The organism is Enterobacter cloacae complex sp. IR5428 (genome assembly GCF_049238585.1).
Taxonomy (GTDB): Bacteria; Pseudomonadota; Gammaproteobacteria; order Enterobacterales; family Enterobacteriaceae; genus Enterobacter; species Enterobacter intestinihominis.
Genome location: NZ_JBMKHV010000002.1, coordinates 289545 through 306746, shown reverse-complemented (window position 1 = coordinate 306746; position 17202 = coordinate 289545). Strand labels below are relative to the sequence as shown.

The window sequence follows — 17202 nt, the reverse complement described above, 5'->3', positions numbered from 1 at the left end:
TTATTTTCCTTTTGCATCGGACAGGGTGCTCAGCACTGCTTCGCGGCTTAACAACGCAGGCAGCACGTGGCCCTGCGGTAATCCCGGTCCGTAGATCTGGTTAAACGGCACGGCGGCGCTGCCGCGCGTGGTTAAAAACTGGCTGATGGTATCTGAGGGGCGGCTCCAGTCGCCGCGCAGGGCGACAACGTCCGGGGCGGAGAGCGCATCCTGCACGTCGTCGCGCAGCAGAACGTTGTATTTATTGGCTTTACAGGTCACGCACCAGTCGGCGGTCACGTCGACGAACACCCGTTTGTTCTCCGCCAGCGCGCGGGCAATGGCCTGCTCGCTGAGCGGCTGCCAGTGAATACGATCGCGGCGGGAGCCCTCGCCGCCGGAGCCGGAAACAAACGCGACTACCCCGGCCACCAGTACAGCTAATACCCCGGCGCGCAGTGCCGTTTGCCAGCGGTAGCGCCAGGCGGTGATCAGCAGCAGCGCAAGGATCAGCAGCACGCTCAGCGTAATGACCGGCAGGCTGCCAATGTGCACCGTCAGCAGGCTCAGCAGCCACAGCGATGAGCCGAGCATCATCATCCCCAGCACTACGCGTACAACGTTCATCCAGCGCCCCGGACGCGGCAACCGCTGGGCCAGCCCCGGCCAGGCCGCCACCAGCAGCCACGGCAGGCTCATGCCGATACCCATCGCCAGGAAGATCCCCCACAGCAGGGGAAGCGGTGCCGCCAGCGCGACCGAGACCGCCGTCCCCAGGAACGGCGCGGTGCAGGGTGTCGCCAGCAGCGTGGCAAACGCGCCTTGCCAGAAATGACCCGCAAGCCCGTTGCCGCCGCGCGTGGCGAGGAAGGTGCTGGCGCCGGAAGGGAGACGGATTTCAAACAACCCCAGCAGGCTGGCGCTGAAGAGCACCATTACCAGCGCCATTGCGGCAATAAACCACGGGTTCTGGAACTGGATCCCCCAGCCGAGCGCCTGATTGCCTAAACGTAATACCGTCATCATCAGCGCCAGTGCGAGGAACGAGATCACGATCCCGGCTACCGATGCAAGAAACTGTCGGCGTACCTGACCGCGCGCCTGCCGTTCGGTTTGCATCAGCGTGCCCAGCTTCATGGCCAGCACGGGCAGTACGCAGGGCATGACGTTAAGGATCAGACCGCCAGCAAGCGCCATCAGCAGCACCCAGCCTAACGGGAGCGTCGGCGCGGCGTTCCCCGGCTGAATGCTCAGGCTGGACTCCTGCGCCTGCCCGCTATCGGCCAGAACCAGCGACAGGGTTTTGCCGCTGAGGTTGGGCGCGGCCTCGCCCCAGCTGTCCGTCACGGGCACGGTGGCGACCAGCGAATCACCGCGCACGGTGAGGGCCGGTTTGCCGAAATCAACATCATCCATACCGTCGATAAACAGCGACGGCGCCTGCCAGCCTGCGTCACGCTGCGCCGTTACGGTCAGCTTGCCGGGGGCATAGGTGGCGTTAAGCGTTGAGGTCAACCCGCCGCTGAGGGGAAGGGTGCCCATGACCCGACTGAAATCGTAATCAAAACTGGCGCCTGCGGATGCGGTCATGTTCAGTGAAAACGGGTAGTCGGTAAGAATACAGACGTTGCTACAGGTGGAGAGCGTCAGCACGCCGCTCAGGATCGTCGGGACGTCGCCCCGCAGAGTGAGGGGAAAGCTGACATCGCCGTGATAGCCCTGCGTGGTGATGCCCGCGACGTCGAAACGCTGCGGCACAGGCCAGCGCCAGATCGCCTCGACGGGCTGATGCCATTTAATCGCGGGTGCGACGCCGCCTTCGCCCGGCGAGCGCCAGTAGGTTTTCCAGCCTTTTTGCAGGGCGACGTCCAGCAGCAGGCGGGTTTCGCCAGTGCTTTCAGGTTGCGCACGCAGCCTGACGCTGGCGTGCTGATTATCGGCGGCGCGCAGCCAGCCGCTGTCGGCAGCCTGGCTGAGGGGCAGCCATAGCCAAAGCAGGCAGACCAGCAGTCGCCTGAATACAGTAAACATAAATTTTCTCCGTAAATGATGAATTAACCTGAAGTAACAGGCGAAGGCTCATTCACGGAAGACGCATAATCGCAGATGCACCCTTAACCGGGGCGGGGAGATAACGCGGGGAGGCCACTGCCGTTCGCGGCGCGGTGGACTGGCTGCCAGCAACGCAAGCAGCAGGGTGACGGCAATCAGGGCGCCTTCAAACAAAACAGGCGGGACCGACATCAGCGACTTGGCGCTTAGCTCACACGGGGTTACCGGTGCGTCGGCACTCTCCTGCCCCTGCTGGACAGACTGGCTCGTGGCGGTGACGTTCATGACAAGCGCGTGCATCCCGGCCATCCGCTGGGCGGTACATATCAGCACCACCAGACAGGCCAGGGCTACAAGCAGGATAGCGTTGCGTTGTCGCTTAATCATGTTCGCCTCAAATATTCAGGATGCCTATATTATCGGGCGAACATATTTTGGCAACGCAAAAGCTGTAAAGAAGTGTCTGGAAGATAAGCAGTTTGCCCTCTCCGCTTGCAGAGAGGGCAAGCCATTACAGCGTTTCGCCGTTGCTGGCAATGACGGTTTTATACCACTCAAAGCTCTTCTTACGGGAGCGGGACATGTCACCGGTGCCGTCGTCGTGCTTGTTGACGTAGATAAAGCCGTAGCGCTTGCTGTACTGGCCGGTGGTGAAGGAGACGCAGTCGATGCAGCCCCACGGGGTGTAGCCCATCAGATCCACACCGTCCCAGGTCACCGCCTTCATCATCTCTTCCACATGGGCGCGCAGGTAGTCGATGCGGTAGTCATCGTTGATGCTGCCGTCCTCTTCCACCTTGTCGTAGGCGCCGAAACCATTTTCCACGATAAACAGTGGCTTCTGGTAGCGCTCGTACAGTTCACACAGCGAATAACGCAGGCCCACAGGGTCAATCTGCCAGCCCCAGTCGGACGCCTTGACGTGTGGGTTCGGCACGCTGCCCTCGAAGCCGGAAATGGCGTCACCGGTGCCGCCTTCCGCTTTGACCGCGTTGGTCATGTAGTAGCTGAAACCTAAGTAATCGCAGGTGCCTTCACGCAGGATCTGCTCGTCGCCTGCTTCCATTTTGATGGAGAAGCCACGGCGTTCCCACTCGTTCAGCACGTAAGACGGGTAGTAGCCGCGCAGCTGTACGTCGGTAAAGACGTAGCGCTCGCGCATGGATTCCTGAGCAAACATGACATCTTCTGGCTTGCAGGAGTACGGATAGAGCGCCACCATCGCCAGCATGCAGCCGACTTTCATCTCCGGGTTAATGCGGCGGGCGGCTTTCACCGCCAACGCGCTGGCCACGAACTGGTGGTGCAGCACCTGGTACATGGTCTCTTCCGGGTTGTCGTGCTCGGTATAGACCACGCCAGAGCAGCAGTAGCCGAACAGCGGCGCACGCCAGTTGCGCTGGTTGTTGATTTCGTTGAAGGTCATCCAGTATTTGACCTTATTTTTGTAGCGCTCAAATACCACTTCCGAGAAGCGTACAAAGAAATCGACTACTTTACGGTTGGTCCATCCGCCGTATTCCTGAACGAGGTGCAGCGGCATTTCAAAGTGGGAGAGGGTGATCACCGGCTCGATGTTGTACTTCAGCAGTTCATCGAACATGTCGTCGTAAAACTTCAGCCCCTCTTCGTTTGGCTGAGTTTCGTCGCCTTTCGGGAAGATGCGCGTCCAGGCGATTGAGGTACGGAAACATTTGAAGCCCATCTCGGCAAACAGCTTGATGTCTTCTTTGTAATGGCCGTAAAAGTCGACGGCTTCGTGGTTCGGGTAATATTTGCCTTCACTCACTTCCTGCGTGATTTCACGCGGAACGCCGTGTGCGCCGCCGGTGAGCACGTCGCAAATGCTTGGACCTTTGCCGCCTTTGTTCCAGCCGCCTTCAACCTGGTGCGCCGCCACCGCGCCGCCCCATAAAAAATCTTTCGGTAAAGTGAGTTTTTTCATCTTTGCTATTCTCAATTCAGGACTTATTGATTTCGAGTCTAGCAAAGCGGAAATAAATGTCACGATATAACATTTTGCGGAAATTGTAATTTGTCACATCAAAAAAACAGGATGTTTTATTCTGTTAATTTCTTCGCCAGTTTCCGGCCTAATGATTCCAGAATATAGATAACGGGGATTTGCGTGGTGATATCGTAAACGCCGCCTATGCGCGTTTGGGGGACATGCCAGGAGAGATTAAAGTCCGCCAGTTTCGCGAGACGAGAATGTTCGTGGCTGGTGACAGAGAGCACCTTGCAGCGATGCAGGCTGAACTGGCTGGCGAAGCGCAGGATTTCCTCGGTTTCTCCGGAGACGGAAAGTACAATGGCCAGTGCATTTTTAGCCATATCGTTAGTGACCGGGAAATAAGGATCGTCGATATGGTTGCTGAATTTCCCGATATTTGAAAAGAAACGTGCGCCATATTTTGCCAGCGATCCGGACGTGCCTGCGCCAACAAAAATAATTCGTTCAGATGATAAAATAATATCGACGGCTTTATCTAATAACGCATCGAACTCTTCGTTATTTACGCTTTTAAAGAAGCTGATAATTTCACTGGCACCAAAATTCGCCTGCTGCGGCTCATTCTGCTCCAGATAGAGTTTAAAGCGCACCCGAAATTCCGAGTAGCCTTCGCAGTTGAGCTTTCGGCAGAAGCGCAGGATAGTAGTGGTAGAGACTCCCGCCGCATCCGCCAGCTCGCGGATGGTCATGTACATCACTTTGTCACGGTTCTTAATGACATAGTTGTAGACCATCATTTCCAGATTGTTGAGGCTGGCAATGGCGGAATGGCTGAACATACTCACAATGGCTAAACTCGCTGTCGGACACTATCCCTGAAGCATACCATGATGACGAAGGGTGAGAGACGGATTTATCTCCTTGATTACTCAGGTGTTAATGAAATCATTTACACCTGTGCGGTGGATTTATTTTGCATTATACTGATTTGTAAGGATAAATCTTGATTATGGATTTATTTTAGCTAACAGGTGTTCACTGGAATCATTCTCAGTTAGCATAGACTGGCGATGAATAATCATCTTTTGTTTTCCCGGAGTTAAGTATGGTGAGCAGACCATTAATCGCACAGGGATATTCGCTGGCTGAGGAAGTAGCCAACAGTATAAGCCATGGCATTGGCCTGGTGTTTGGGATTGTCGGCTTAGTATTGCTGTTGGTGCAGGCGGTAGACACCAACGCCAGCGCGATGGCCATTACCAGCTACAGCCTGTATGGCGGGAGTATGATCCTGCTTTTCCTTGCCTCAACGCTGTATCACGCTATTCCGCATCAACGGGCGAAGATATGGCTCAAGAAATTTGACCACTGCGCAATCTATCTTCTCATTGCAGGCACCTACACGCCATTTTTGCTGGTGGGGCTCAACTCACCGCTGTCGCGTGGCCTGATGATTGTAATCTGGAGCCTGGCGCTGCTGGGGATCCTGTTCAAGCTGACCATCGCGCACCGGTTCAAAGTGTTGTCGCTGGTCACCTATCTGACAATGGGCTGGCTGTCGCTGATTGTGGTGTATCAGTTAGCCATTAAGCTGGCGGTGGGGGGCGTGACGCTTCTGGCGGTGGGCGGAGTGATCTACTCGCTGGGCGTGATTTTCTACGTCTGCAAGCGTATCCCGTACAACCATGCCATCTGGCACGGCTTTGTGCTGGGCGGCAGCGTGTGCCACTTTCTGGCAATTTATCTGTATGTTGGTCAGGTGTAGTTTTTTTGTAAGGTGCGGTCTGATGCCCTCACCCCGACCCTCTCCCACAGGGCTGAGGGTTCCCCACAAATTAATGCGAGCACTGAGCAATCCCCTCGCCCCTCCGGGGAGAGGGTTAGGGTGAGGGGAACATACGGCGGTGGTGGTCATTCCGTTCACTTTATGTTCCTTGCTACTCTGTAACGACATGACCGGTGAACGTGCCAGGGTGGCTCAGTCGCCACCACCCTGGCGACCCGGGCTTCCGGCGGAAAATCGCCGCTTCGCGGTGCCTTCGGCTTATTCCTTCCGGCTTATCGGGGACGGGCGGAGGTAACATCCCTGTAAAGCCCGCCCTCTCGGCGCATCCCTGCGCCTCGCCCCGGCCTACAGGAAACGCCTCAGCGATTTACAGCCGGACCGAGGCATCGCTGAAAGCCCTCAGTTATTCTGAGGCAACGTTATCGCTTTTGCTTTCAAATTACTGGGGATCCCTCAGCCCACAGGGAGAGGGTGAATATCAACACCGGGCGATACAGCATCAATCTTCCAGTGAATACGGCAGCGGCTCAATGCTGAGCGTGTTTGCATCGTCCCGCACGCGGAACACGCTGTCGGGCTCCATATCATTATTCATGACAACCTGCACCAGCAGGCGGCCATCATCGAGCTGGACGGCGGCTAACACGGTGCCGGTACGGCGCCAGTTTTCGCCCATCTTCATCTCGAGATCTTCACCCGCTTCCGGCACACGGCTGGCGTGACCAGCCAGCGTCCACAGGGCACGTTTGTTCGCGCCGCGGAATTTCGCACGCGCCACCATTTCCTGTCCGGTGTAGCAGCCCTTCTTAAAGCTGATACCACCCAGCGCCTGGATGTTTGTCGCCTGCGGGATAAACTGCGCGCTGTTTGCCGCGTCAATAACCGGCAGGCCCGCTTCGATGTTCAGCGCCAGCCACTGCTGGCTGTTGTTGAGCTGTGCTTCACCGCGCAGGGCGTCAGTGACGCGTTCCGCCGTTGCTTCGTCGGTTACCAGCAGGAAGCGCTCCGCAGGGTGTTCGAACCACAGAATGGAGGTTTCTCCCTCGCTGATCAGCTGTTTTCCGGCATCCGGTAGCTCGGCAAACAGGTTTTTCAGCGCTGCACGCGCCTGGAAACCCGCTACCCCCAGCAGAACGTGTTCATCGTCCGGGGCGATGGTGACTTTAGAAAAGACCGCGTATTTTTTCAGCTCTTTAAGCTGGGCGTCACGCAGGCTGCGACGCTCAATGAAGGCGAATCCGTCCTGACGGCGGAACAGACGCAGGTTGCTCCACATTTTGCCTTTTGGATCGCAATGCGCGGCCAGCAGATGCTGGTGCTCAGTCAACTGCGCCACGTCCGCCGTGACCTGGCCTTGCAGGTATTTTTCGCTGTCTGCACCGGTCAGTGTCGCCAGTGCCCAGTCATCAAGAGTAATCAGCGTCAGCGGCAGACGCGCAGAGGCGGCGGGCTGGCGAGGAGAAAATGGTGTAAATGCCATAGTGATGTCCTGAATTGCTTAACGCTTTGATAATACCTAATGGTAAAAGAGACTGTATTCAATGCAAGCGCTTTCAGCAGGCCATTCGTGCCATTACGCGGTTATGCGTGGCGCTACGCAAAATAGTGTAATCCGCTGTCTTTATAAGGATTATTCAGGAAGCCTGCTCGAGGTTCGCAATATTCCAGTAAAGAAACGGTCAAAAACACGTTACACTAGCAGGTGTTCCCGAAGAGCAATAATGAATACCGAACGGGATACCGACTGTGCCAAACGTAATGCAGGAAACAGAACATGGATATTAACAACAAGGCCCGTATTCACTGGGCGTGCCGTCGCGGCATGCGTGAACTTGATATCTCCATCATGCCTTTCTTCGAGTATGAGTACGACAGCTTAAGCGATGACGATAAGCGCCTGTTTGTCCGTCTGCTTGAGTCCGACGATCCGGATTTATTCAACTGGCTGATGAATCACGGCAAGCCCGCCGACACCGAGTTGCAACGGATGGTGCAATTAATTCAAACACGGAATCAGGAACGTGGTCCTGTGGCAATCTGATCTTCGCGTCTCGTGGCGCTCACAGTGGATGTCCTTACTGCTCCACGGTCTGGTCGCGGCAATGGTGTTATTGGTGCCGTGGCCGCTAAGCTATACCCCTCTGTGGCTGCTTTTGCTGTCGTTTGTAGTGTTTGATAGCGTGCGCAGCCAGCGTCGAATCAACGCCCGTCAGGGTGAAATTAAGCTGCTGATGGATTCTCGCCTGCGCTGGCAGGGAAAAGAGTGGGAAATGATAGGGACGCCGTGGATGCTCAACACCGGGATGATGCTACGGCTGCGTCGGGTCGAGGACAATCGTCGCCAGCACCTGTGGCTGGCAGCAGACAGTATGGATCCTGCGGAGTGGCGAGATCTGCGCCGGTTGATCGTGCAACAGCCGACGCAGGAGTAAATCAGCTGAACTGCTCGGCCATCTCACCCAGAATCTGCTCGCACCAGCTCTGGAGGCGCTCGTCGCTAAGATCGTACTGGTTGGTTTCATCCAGCGCGAGCCCGACAAACAGCTGACCGTCGGCAATAATCGGTTTTTGACTGGTGAACTCATAGCCTTCCGTAGGCCAGTAGCCGATAAAGGTCGCGCCCTTTGGCGCCAGTTTGTCGTGCAGCATGCCGAGTGCGTCAAGGAACCACTCCCCGTAGCCCAACTGGTCGCCCATGCCGTACATCGCAATGATTTTGCCTTCAAAATTGACTGAATCGAGCTGATCCCAGATGGCTTCCCAGTCTTCCTGAATCTCACCAAAGTCCCAGGTAGGGATACCCAGAATCAGCACATCGTACTGCTCCATCAAGGCAACCGCGTCATCTTTCAGGTTATGCAACGTCACCAGTTCCGGGCCAATAATGTCGCGAATTTTCTCCGCCGCCATTTCGGTGTAGCAGGTGCTGGAACCATAGAACAGACCAATATTCATCGCGTAACTATCTCAATTCTTGCTATGACTTTGCGCGTAGTGTACCAGAAACCGATGGCAATCAGGCATAATGGCCAGATTGCAGAACCATAGGGGTTGATGTGGAAAAGGATCTCGCACTCATCGAACAGTTTCTCGACGCGCTGTGGCTGGAGAAAAACCTCGCTGAAAATACGCTCAGCGCCTATCGTCGGGATCTCACTCTGCTGGTCGAGTGGCTGGCGCACCGGGGGCTGACGCTTGAAAGCGCACAAAGCGATGACCTGCAAGGGTTACTGGCTGAGCGGATGGAAGGGGGGTACAAAGCCACCAGCTCCGCACGTCTGCTGAGCGCCATGCGCCGCCTGTTCCAGCACCTTTACCGCGAGAAGATCCGCGCGGATGATCCCAGCGCACTGCTGGCATCGCCTAAACTGCCTCAGCGGCTGCCAAAAGATCTCAGCGAAGCGCAAGTTGAGAGATTATTACAGTCGCCCGCAGTTGACCTTCCGCTGGAGTTACGCGATAAAGCCATGCTTGAACTATTGTATGCCACGGGCTTGCGCGTTTCCGAGCTGGTGGGCCTGACGATGAGCGATATCAGCCTGCGTCAGGGCGTGGTGCGCGTTATCGGTAAAGGGAACAAAGAACGGCTGGTGCCGCTGGGTGAAGAGGCGGTCTACTGGCTGGAGACGTATCTGGAACACGGGCGTCCGTGGCTGCTGAACGGCGTCTCCATAGATGTATTATTCCCGAGCCAGCGCGCGCAGCAGATGACGCGACAAACGTTCTGGCATCGCATTAAACATTACGCCACACTGGCGGGTATTGACAGTGAGAAGCTGTCGCCGCACGTTTTGCGTCACGCCTTCGCGACGCATCTGTTAAACCACGGCGCGGATTTACGCGTGGTGCAGATGTTGCTTGGACACAGCGATCTTTCAACGACGCAAATATACACCCATGTCGCGACGGAACGCCTGCGGCAGCTACACCAACAGCACCACCCTCGCGCGTGAGTGCCGACGAATTGTTACAGGATCATATATGAAAAAGTCTTTAGCGCTGTTCACCCTGCTGGCAGCTTCGGTTTCCGGTTTTGCCCATGCGGATGATGCCGCCATTAAACAGTCTCTGACGAAACTCGGCGTCGCCAGCAGCGAGATCCAACCAGCGCCGGTGGCTGGCATGAAAACGGTGCTGACCAACAGCGGCGTGCTGTACGTGACCGAAGACGGAAAGCACATCATTCAGGGGCCAATGTACGACGTGAGCGGTGCGCAGCCGGTGAACGTCACCAACCAGCTACTGATGAAAAACCTGAATGCGCTCGAAAAAGAGATGATTGTCTACAAAGCGGCGCAGGAAAAGCACGTCATTACCGTCTTCACCGACATCACCTGCGGCTACTGCCACAAGCTGCATGAAGAGATGAAAGACTACAACGCGCTGGGCATTACCGTGCGTTACCTGGCCTTCCCACGCGCTGGCGTGCAGAGTCAGCCTGAGCAGGATATGAAAGCGATCTGGTGTGCGAAAGACCGCAACAAGGCCTTTGATGACGCGATGAACGGCAAAGGCGTGAAGCCCGCCTCCTGCGATATCGACATCGCTAACCACTACGCGCTGGGCGTACAGTTTGGCGTGAGCGGTACGCCAGCCATTGTGCTGAGCAACGGCTATGTGGTGCCGGGCTACCAGGGGCCAAAAGAGATGAAAGCGTTCCTCGACGAACACCAGAAACAGACGGGTGGTAAATAATTCGCGTGAAAGCCCCGATAAAACTGCGCCGCCGCGATGCGGTTGAAACCGCGGATTTACCAGATACGCTTCCGCTGCTGTTAAAGCGGCTGTACGCCAGCCGTGGCGTGCGTACGGCAAGCGATCTTGAGCGCAGCGTCAAAGGCATGCTGCCCTGGCAAGCGCTGAGTGGCATCGAAAAAGCGACTGAAATGCTCTACGACGCGTTCCGTGACGGGACGCGGATTGTCGTGGTGGGCGATTTCGATGCCGACGGCGCAACCAGTACCGCGCTGAGCGTACTCAGCCTGCGTGCGCTGGGCTGCGATAACGTGGCTTACCTGGTGCCGAACCGGTTTGAAGACGGCTACGGCCTCAGCCCGGAAGTGGTCGATCAGGCCCATGCCCGTGGTGCACAGATGATCATGACCGTGGATAACGGGATCTCTTCTCATGCGGGGGTCGATCATGCCCATGCGCTGGGGATCCCGGTACTGGTCACCGATCACCACCTGCCAGGAGAAACCCTGCCAGACGCCGAAGCCATCATTAACCCGAACCTGCGCGACTGCGATTTCCCGTCGAAATCGCTGGCCGGAGTAGGGGTGGCGTTTTATCTGATGCTGGCGTTACGCACGTTGCTGCGTGATAAGGGCTGGTTCGAATCGCGCGGGATTGCCGTGCCGAACCTCGCGGAGTATCTCGATCTGGTGGCGCTGGGAACCGTGGCGGACGTGGTGCCGCTCGATACCAATAACCGTATTCTCACCTGGCAGGGCTTGAGCCGCATTCGGGCGGGCAAATGCCGTCCGGGGATCAAGGCGCTGCTGGAAATTGCCAACCGCGATCCGCTGAAGCTTGCGGCAAGCGATTTGGGTTTTGCCCTCGGCCCGCGCCTGAACGCGGCGGGGCGGCTGGACGATATGTCGGTTGGCGTTGCGCTGCTCCTGTGCGACAACATCGGCGAAGCGCGCGTGCTGGCCAGTGAGCTGGACGCACTCAACCAGACCCGTAAAGAGATTGAGCAGGGGATGCAGGCCGAAGCGCTGACCCTGTGCGAAAAGCTGGAGCGCAGCGGCGATAACCTGCCGGGTGGGCTGGCGATGTATCACCCCGAATGGCACCAGGGCGTGGTGGGCATTCTGGCGTCGCGCATTAAAGAGCGTTTCCACCGCCCGGTGATCGCGTTCGCCCCCGCCGGGGACGGCACGCTGAAAGGCTCCGGTCGTTCCATTCAGGGGCTGCATATGCGCGATGCGCTGGAGCGTCTGGATACGCTGCATCCGGGGTTGATGATTAAGTTCGGCGGTCACGCGATGGCGGCAGGCCTGTCGCTGGAAGAGGCGAAGTTCGAGGAGTTCCAGCGTCTGTTTGGCGAACTGGTCACCGAGTGGATCGATCCGTCTCTCTTGCAGGGTGAAGTGGTTTCTGACGGCGAGCTTTCTCCGGCTGAAATGACCATGGAGGTGGCGCAGATGCTGCGCGATGCCGGCCCGTGGGGGCAGATGTTCCCGGAGCCGCTTTTCGACGGACGTTTTCGTTTGCTGCAACAGCGCATCGTGGGCGAACGCCATCTCAAAGTGATGGTGGAACCGGTCGGCGGCGGGCCGCTGCTCGACGGCATCGCCTTTAACGTTGATACCTCCATCTGGCCGGACAACGGCGTGCGCGAGGTTGAGCTGGCCTATAAGCTGGATATTAACGAGTTCCGCGGTAACCGCACCCTTCAGATCATCATCGACAATATCTGGCCAATTTAGCGTCAGTAATCTCTATAAAAAAGGGCGTGGATTCGGTACAATCCCGCTCTTATCACCGCATTTTGACAAGCTCATAAAAGAAAACAGACCATGTTTGAAATTAATCCGGTAAAAAACCGCATTCAGGACCTCACGGAGCGCTCTGACGTTCTTAGGGGGTATCTTTGACTACGATGCCAAGAAAGAGCGTCTCGAAGAAGTAAACGCCGAGCTGGAACAGCCGGACGTCTGGAACGAACCTGAACGCGCGCAGGCGCTGGGTAAAGAACGTTCCTCCCTCGAAGCCATCGTAGATACGCTGGATCAAATGGCGCAGGGTCTGGAAGATGTTTCTGGGCTGCTGGAGCTGGCTGTCGAAGCCGACGACGAAGAAACCTTTAACGAAGCCGTGGCAGAGCTCAACGTGCTGGAAGAGAAGCTGGCGCAGCTGGAATTCCGTCGCATGTTCTCCGGCGAATACGACAGCGCTGACTGCTATCTCGATATTCAGGCAGGCTCTGGCGGTACCGAAGCGCAGGACTGGGCCAGCATGCTGATGCGTATGTATCTGCGCTGGGCAGAAGCGCGCGGTTTCAAAACCGAGATTATCGAAGAGTCCGAAGGTGAAGTGGCGGGTATCAAGTCCGTCACCATTAAGATTATTGGCGATTACGCCTACGGCTGGCTGCGTACTGAAACCGGCGTTCACCGCCTGGTGCGTAAGAGCCCGTTCGATTCCGGTGGCCGTCGCCACACCTCCTTCAGCTCCGCGTTTGTCTACCCGGAAGTGGATGAGGATATCGATATCGACATCAACCCGGCTGACCTGCGCATCGACGTGTACCGCGCATCCGGCGCGGGCGGTCAGCACGTTAACCGTACGGAATCTGCGGTGCGTATTACCCACATTCCAACCGGGCTGGTAACACAGTGCCAGAACGACCGTTCCCAGCATAAGAACAAAGACCAGGCCATGAAGCAGATGAAAGCGAAGCTTTATGAGCTGGAGATGCAGAAGAAAAATGCTGAGAAGCAGGCGATGGAAGACAACAAGTCCGATATCGGCTGGGGCAGCCAGATCCGTTCTTACGTCCTTGATGACTCCCGCATCAAAGACCTGCGTACCGGGGTTGAAACCCGTAACACGCAGGCGGTGCTGGACGGCAGCCTGGATCAATTTATCGAAGCAAGTTTGAAAGCAGGGTTATGAGGAACCAACATGTCTGAACAACAATCACAGGGCGCTGACGCGGTAGTCGATCTTAACAACGAACTGAAAACCCGCCGCGAGAAACTGGCAGCGCTGCGCGAGCAGGGCGTGCCGTTCCCGAACGATTTTCGTCGTGACCACACCTCAGACCAACTGCACGCAGACTTCGACGGTAAAGAGAACGAAGAGCTTGAAGCGCTGAACGTTGAAGTGTCCGTGGCGGGCCGCATGATGACCCGTCGTATCATGGGTAAAGCCTCCTTCGTGACCTTACAGGACGTTGGCGGCCGCATTCAGCTGTATGTCTCTCGTGACGACCTGCCGGAAGGCATCTATAACGAGCAGTTCAAGAAGTGGGACCTGGGCGACATCCTGGGCGCTAAAGGTAAACTGTTCAAAACCAAGACCGGTGAACTGTCTATCCACTGCACCGAGCTGCGTCTGCTGACCAAAGCCCTGCGCCCGCTGCCGGACAAGTTCCACGGTTTGCAGGATCAGGAAGCGCGCTATCGTCAGCGCTACCTGGATCTCATCTCTAATGATGAATCCCGTAAGACCTTCAAAATTCGCTCCCAGATCATGGCCGGTATTCGCCAGTTCATGGTTAACCGCGACTTTATGGAAGTAGAAACCCCGATGATGCAGGTGATCCCAGGCGGTGCCTCTGCCCGTCCGTTCATCACCCATCACAACGCCCTGGACCTGGACATGTACCTGCGTATCGCGCCGGAACTGTACCTGAAGCGTCTGGTGGTCGGTGGTTTCGACCGCGTGTTCGAGATCAACCGTAACTTCCGTAACGAAGGTATTTCCGTACGTCATAACCCAGAGTTCACCATGATGGAACTCTATATGGCGTATGCGGATTACAAAGATCTGATCGAGCTGACCGAATCCCTGTTCCGTACCCTGGCGCAGGATATTCTGGGCACCACGCAGGTCCCTTACGGTGAAGAAGTGTTCGACTTCGGCAAGCCGTTCGAAAAACTGACCATGCGCGAAGCGATCAAGAAATACCGTCCGGAAACCAATATGGCGGATCTGGATAACTTCGACTCTGCGAAAGCGATCGCTGAAAGCATCGGTATTAAGGTTGAGAAGAGCTGGGGTCTGGGCCGTATCGTGACCGAGATCTTCGAAGAAGTGGCCGAAGCGCACCTGATTCAGCCGACCTTCATCACCGAATACCCGGCGGAAGTGTCTCCGCTGGCGCGTCGTAATGACGAGAACCCGGAAATCACTGACCGCTTCGAATTCTTCATCGGTGGCCGCGAAATCGGTAACGGCTTTAGCGAGCTGAACGATGCAGAAGATCAGGCGCAGCGTTTCCAGGATCAGGTTAACGCGAAAGCGGCAGGCGACGACGAAGCGATGTTCTTCGACGAAGACTACGTAACCGCGCTGGAACACGGCCTGCCGCCGACGGCTGGCCTGGGTATTGGTATCGACCGTATGGTGATGCTGTTCACCAACAGCCACACCATCCGCGACGTGATCCTGTTCCCGGCGATGCGTCCGGTGAAATAAGCCGTTAAGACGTAAAAAAAGCCCCGTGCGTTTATCGCCGGGGCTTTTTTATTGCGCCGCAAAAGCGCTGAGTTTTTCGCGCGCAGTGTTCGCTTCCTGCACCATCCACGGACTAAATGCCCACGGTGTGGCGTCCAGCGCGCGGAAAAGCGCGTCCAGCTCCACCCACTGATACTCCATCACTTCGTCGCTATTGATTGCGAGGGTATTCGTTACGCGGGCGGCATAGACCGGGCAGATCTCGTTTTCAACGATCCCTGAAGGGTCGGCTTCACAGTAGCGGAACTCCGGGGCAACGGGGGTGATGTCGGTGATTTCGGCCCCGACTTCAAAGCGGCAGCGGCGGATAATCGCCTGCTCTGTCGCTTCGTCGGCCTGTGGATGTCCGCAAACGGAGTTGGTCCACACGCCGGGCCAGGCTTTTTTACTTAAGGCGCGCCGGGTAATCAGACATTCTCCGTTAGCGTTAAACAGCCATGAAGAGAAGGCCAGGTGAAGCGGGGTGTGTGACGTGTGCGCGGCGTACTTCTCCTGAGTGCCAATCACCTTTCCCTGGTCATTTACCAAAATAACGTGTTCTTGAATACTCATTGATGCTCCAGTGCCATAATGCTTAATGGTTCAGCACCATCAGCGGAATTATTATACTGCATTCTTATGCAAACGGTTTGGCCCACAGAGCGGAAAAGGGCATGACCCGCATCAGTTTGGGCTGCTATCATAGTGCGCCATTCACGCTGACCGAGGAGCTGTTTTGTTTGCAGGAAGCCTGACGAGAAACCCGATCATTGCCGTTTTCTGCCTGACGCTGACGCTACTTGTAGCAGGATGCTCGGGGAGTAAATCTTCGGATATGGGCAGTTATTCCGGTGCCGTCTATACCGTTAAGCGCGGGGACACGCTCTACCGCATCTCACGTGCCACGGGGACCAGCGTGAAGGAGCTGGCGCGCCTGAATAATATTTCTCCACCCTATACCATTGAGATAGGGCAAAAGCTCAAGGTTAACGGCGGTTCCTCCTCAGGGAATAAGTCCTCAACGCGTAAAACAGCCAAAGTGACGCCATCCTATCAGGTGCCTAAATCATCCTGGCCGCCGGTCGGTCAGCGCTGCTGGATCTGGCCTGCAAGCGGAAAAGTGGTTGCGCCGTACTCGCTCTCGGAAGGGGGCAATAAAGGTATTGATATCGCTGCCGCACGCGGCACGCCGGTTTACGCTTCAGGGGCCGGAAAGGTGGTCTATGTCGGTAACCAGCTTCGTGGATACGGTAACCTGATCATGATTAAGCATGGTGAGGACTACATTACGGCATATGCGCATAACGACACGATGTTAGTGAATAATGGCCAGAACGTGAAGGCGGGGCAGAAGATTGCGACCATGGGCAGTACCGGGACGGATACGGTGAAGCTGCATTTCCAGATCCGCTATAAGGCCACGGCCATCGATCCGCAGCGTTATCTTCCGGCGCAGGGCAGTAAACCGAAGTGCTAAGTGATTATTTAATCGCCACTTAGTGGGGTAAAGGCTTGTATGAAGAGGCGTAAGGTCTATAATGCCTTACGCACCTCAAAGCGGGCGTAGTTCAATGGTAGAACGAGAGCTTCCCAAGCTCTATACGAGGGTTCGATTCCCTTCGCCCGCTCCATGACACTTCTTAAAGTTCAATAAGTTACTGAATCCTAAGGGACATGGCTTAAAGCCTTCCGATAGTTTTACTCACTGTAACCAACACTGTGACTAACTTTGTTGAAGTAGTGAGCAGACCTAAGGTCTCAGTACATGCTCAACTCAATAACCTACCTTTATCAGCGTAACGGTGTCTTTTACATCCGTCTTAGGATGAAGACCACTGGTCGCCTGACCGCTTCGCTTCCTTCTCACAACCGTTATAAACTAGCGTCAGTATCACTACGGACTAAGGACAGACGCACCGCTATGGCTCACTCTCGTCACATCAAGTCAGCACTTAAAGCAATCCATGCAGATAACCCTAGCGCGTCCTATGAGGAGCTACGGGAGCACCTGAAGACCATTGTCGAGTGGGAACTTAGTGTCAGCCGTGATGAATCGCCACGGATAATAGCGACTCTCTTCACAAGATTTTTGATGACAAGCCCGTGTATGTTCAAAAGGGCGGGTGTCTTCCTGTGTTCGGATTTAAGTTTACACCTGGAGAGCGGTATAACTTCGCCTATGACGTCCAATCTGATAAATCAGGGTCACATTTAGTCACTGCTGTATTTTCTTATCCCAAAGAATAAGGGGCTGAACGCCCCA

Annotated in this window: 16 protein-coding genes, 1 tRNA gene and 2 pseudogenes; 12 read left to right on the top strand and 7 right to left on the bottom strand. The window is 56.0% G+C overall.

The features are described 5' to 3' along the window. The 4 genes from ACOTXC_RS03780 to ACOTXC_RS03765 all read right to left on the bottom strand — a co-directional run bounded on the left by ACOTXC_RS03780 (position 1) and on the right by ACOTXC_RS03765 (position 4824). Positions 1-2010, bottom strand: coding sequence for a protein-disulfide reductase DsbD family protein (locus tag ACOTXC_RS03780; protein WP_421767415.1), 2010 nt, complete (start codon positions 2008-2010; stop codon positions 1-3). A gap of 48 nt (positions 2011-2058) precedes the next feature. Next, a complete protein-coding gene (locus ACOTXC_RS03775) occupies positions 2059-2418 on the bottom strand; it encodes a hypothetical protein (RefSeq protein ID WP_022649310.1) in 360 nt (119 codons plus the stop codon). Positions 2419-2542: 124 nt separating this feature from the next. After that, on the bottom strand, positions 2543-3976 hold the full coding sequence (bglA, locus tag ACOTXC_RS03770; RefSeq protein ID WP_421767414.1) for a 6-phospho-beta-glucosidase BglA: 1434 nt from the start codon (positions 3974-3976) through the stop codon (positions 2543-2545). Between the two features lie 116 nt (positions 3977-4092). After that, a complete protein-coding gene (locus ACOTXC_RS03765) occupies positions 4093-4824 on the bottom strand; it encodes a MurR/RpiR family transcriptional regulator (RefSeq protein ID WP_022649308.1) in 732 nt (243 codons plus the stop codon). Positions 4825-5090: 266 nt separating this feature from the next. On the opposite strand from ACOTXC_RS03765, the gene trhA reads away from it, so the two are divergent. Further along, a complete protein-coding gene (trhA, locus tag ACOTXC_RS03760) occupies positions 5091-5750 on the top strand; it encodes a PAQR family membrane homeostasis protein TrhA (RefSeq protein ID WP_022649307.1) in 660 nt (219 codons plus the stop codon). A 520-nt stretch (positions 5751-6270) separates the two neighbouring features. Here the strand turns inward: trhA and ygfZ are convergent. Continuing rightward, positions 6271-7251, bottom strand: a complete 981-nt coding sequence (ygfZ, locus tag ACOTXC_RS03755) for a tRNA-modifying protein YgfZ (protein WP_032626101.1) — start codon at positions 7249-7251, stop codon at positions 6271-6273. Positions 7252-7545: 294 nt separating this feature from the next. On the opposite strand from ygfZ, the gene sdhE reads away from it, so the two are divergent. Together sdhE and ACOTXC_RS03745 are read left to right on the top strand one after the other, a co-directional pair. After that, positions 7546-7812 carry an FAD assembly factor SdhE gene (sdhE, locus tag ACOTXC_RS03750; RefSeq protein WP_003863437.1) on the top strand — a complete coding sequence of 89 codons (267 nt, stop codon included), beginning with the start codon at positions 7546-7548 and terminating at the stop codon, positions 7810-7812. Beyond that, positions 7793-8203: a protein YgfX gene (locus ACOTXC_RS03745; RefSeq protein ID WP_022649305.1), complete on the top strand. Its 411-nt coding sequence runs from the start codon at positions 7793-7795 to the stop codon at positions 8201-8203. Before sdhE ends, ACOTXC_RS03745 begins: the two co-directional genes overlap by 20 nt. Position 8204: 1 nt before the next feature. Here ACOTXC_RS03745 and fldB read toward each other — a convergent pair whose 3' ends face one another. Further along, the gene (gene fldB, locus ACOTXC_RS03740) at positions 8205-8726 is read right to left on the bottom strand and encodes a flavodoxin FldB (RefSeq protein WP_015571793.1); all 522 of its coding nucleotides are present in this window, start codon (positions 8724-8726) and stop codon (positions 8205-8207) included. A 101-nt stretch (positions 8727-8827) separates the two neighbouring features. On the opposite strand from fldB, the gene xerD reads away from it, so the two are divergent. From xerD to lysS, 5 genes are all read left to right on the top strand, one after another. Then, on the top strand, positions 8828-9724 hold the full coding sequence (gene xerD / locus ACOTXC_RS03735) for a site-specific tyrosine recombinase XerD (RefSeq protein WP_003863442.1): 897 nt from the start codon (positions 8828-8830) through the stop codon (positions 9722-9724). A gap of 28 nt (positions 9725-9752) precedes the next feature. Then, complete coding sequence (gene dsbC, locus ACOTXC_RS03730) at positions 9753-10466, top strand: bifunctional protein-disulfide isomerase/oxidoreductase DsbC (protein WP_022649304.1); 714 nt, start codon at positions 9753-9755, stop codon at positions 10464-10466. 5 nt (positions 10467-10471) lie between these two features. Next, positions 10472-12205 carry a single-stranded-DNA-specific exonuclease RecJ gene (recJ, locus tag ACOTXC_RS03725; protein ID WP_023298541.1) on the top strand — a complete coding sequence of 578 codons (1734 nt, stop codon included), beginning with the start codon at positions 10472-10474 and terminating at the stop codon, positions 12203-12205. Positions 12206-12295: 90 nt separating this feature from the next. Then, positions 12296-13394 (top strand): peptide chain release factor 2 gene (gene prfB / locus ACOTXC_RS03720; RefSeq protein WP_115438011.1). Its coding sequence is split into 2 segments (ribosomal slippage): positions 12296-12370 and positions 12372-13394, totalling 1098 coding nucleotides; the frame shifts between segments, so codons are not numbered across the junction. 9 nt (positions 13395-13403) lie between these two features. Then, positions 13404-14921 carry a lysine--tRNA ligase gene (gene lysS, locus ACOTXC_RS03715; RefSeq protein WP_022649302.1) on the top strand — a complete coding sequence of 506 codons (1518 nt, stop codon included), beginning with the start codon at positions 13404-13406 and terminating at the stop codon, positions 14919-14921. Positions 14922-14969: 48 nt separating this feature from the next. On the opposite strand, the gene idi is transcribed toward lysS, so the two are convergent. Continuing rightward, positions 14970-15512 carry an isopentenyl-diphosphate Delta-isomerase gene (gene idi, locus ACOTXC_RS03710; protein ID WP_421767413.1) on the bottom strand — a complete coding sequence of 181 codons (543 nt, stop codon included), beginning with the start codon at positions 15510-15512 and terminating at the stop codon, positions 14970-14972. Positions 15513-15675: 163 nt separating this feature from the next. On the opposite strand from idi, the gene actS reads away from it, so the two are divergent. From actS to ACOTXC_RS03690, 4 genes and pseudogenes are all read left to right on the top strand, one after another. After that, positions 15676-16416, top strand: coding sequence for an amidase activator ActS (actS, locus tag ACOTXC_RS03705; RefSeq protein WP_063137624.1), 741 nt, complete (start codon positions 15676-15678; stop codon positions 16414-16416). An 80-nt stretch (positions 16417-16496) separates the two neighbouring features. Next, a tRNA-Gly gene (locus ACOTXC_RS03700) sits at positions 16497-16570 on the top strand. A gap of 134 nt (positions 16571-16704) precedes the next feature. Beyond that, a pseudogene (locus ACOTXC_RS03695) lies at positions 16705-16992 on the top strand (integrase); the annotation flags it as partial. Next, a pseudogene (locus ACOTXC_RS03690) lies at positions 16992-17186 on the top strand (putative T6SS immunity periplasmic lipoprotein); the annotation flags it as partial. The pseudogenes ACOTXC_RS03695 and ACOTXC_RS03690, both read left to right, overlap by 1 nt. Positions 17187-17202: the final 16 nt, after the last annotated feature.

Excerpts from the sequence above, each read along its gene's own strand:
- lysS (WP_022649302.1), top strand. The coding sequence starts at position 13,404 with ATGTCTGAACAACAATCACAGGGCGCTGACGCGGTAGTCGATCTTAAC.
- trhA (WP_022649307.1), top strand. The coding sequence starts at position 5,091 with ATGGTGAGCAGACCATTAATCGCACAGGGATATTCGCTGGCTGAGGAA.
- bglA (WP_421767414.1), bottom strand. The coding sequence starts at position 3,976 with ATGAAAAAACTCACTTTACCGAAAGATTTTTTATGGGGCGGCGCGGTG.
- ACOTXC_RS03780 (WP_421767415.1), bottom strand. The coding sequence starts at position 2,010 with ATGTTTACTGTATTCAGGCGACTGCTGGTCTGCCTGCTTTGGCTATGG.
- sdhE (WP_003863437.1), top strand. The coding sequence starts at position 7,546 with ATGGATATTAACAACAAGGCCCGTATTCACTGGGCGTGCCGTCGCGGC.
- idi (WP_421767413.1), bottom strand. The coding sequence starts at position 15,512 with ATGAGTATTCAAGAACACGTTATTTTGGTAAATGACCAGGGAAAGGTG.
- ACOTXC_RS03765 (WP_022649308.1), bottom strand. The coding sequence starts at position 4,824 with ATGTTCAGCCATTCCGCCATTGCCAGCCTCAACAATCTGGAAATGATG.
- dsbC (WP_022649304.1), top strand. The coding sequence starts at position 9,753 with ATGAAAAAGTCTTTAGCGCTGTTCACCCTGCTGGCAGCTTCGGTTTCC.
- fldB (WP_015571793.1), bottom strand. The coding sequence starts at position 8,726 with ATGAATATTGGTCTGTTCTATGGTTCCAGCACCTGCTACACCGAAATG.
- ygfZ (WP_032626101.1), bottom strand. The coding sequence starts at position 7,251 with ATGGCATTTACACCATTTTCTCCTCGCCAGCCCGCCGCCTCTGCGCGT.
- ACOTXC_RS03775 (WP_022649310.1), bottom strand. The coding sequence starts at position 2,418 with ATGATTAAGCGACAACGCAACGCTATCCTGCTTGTAGCCCTGGCCTGT.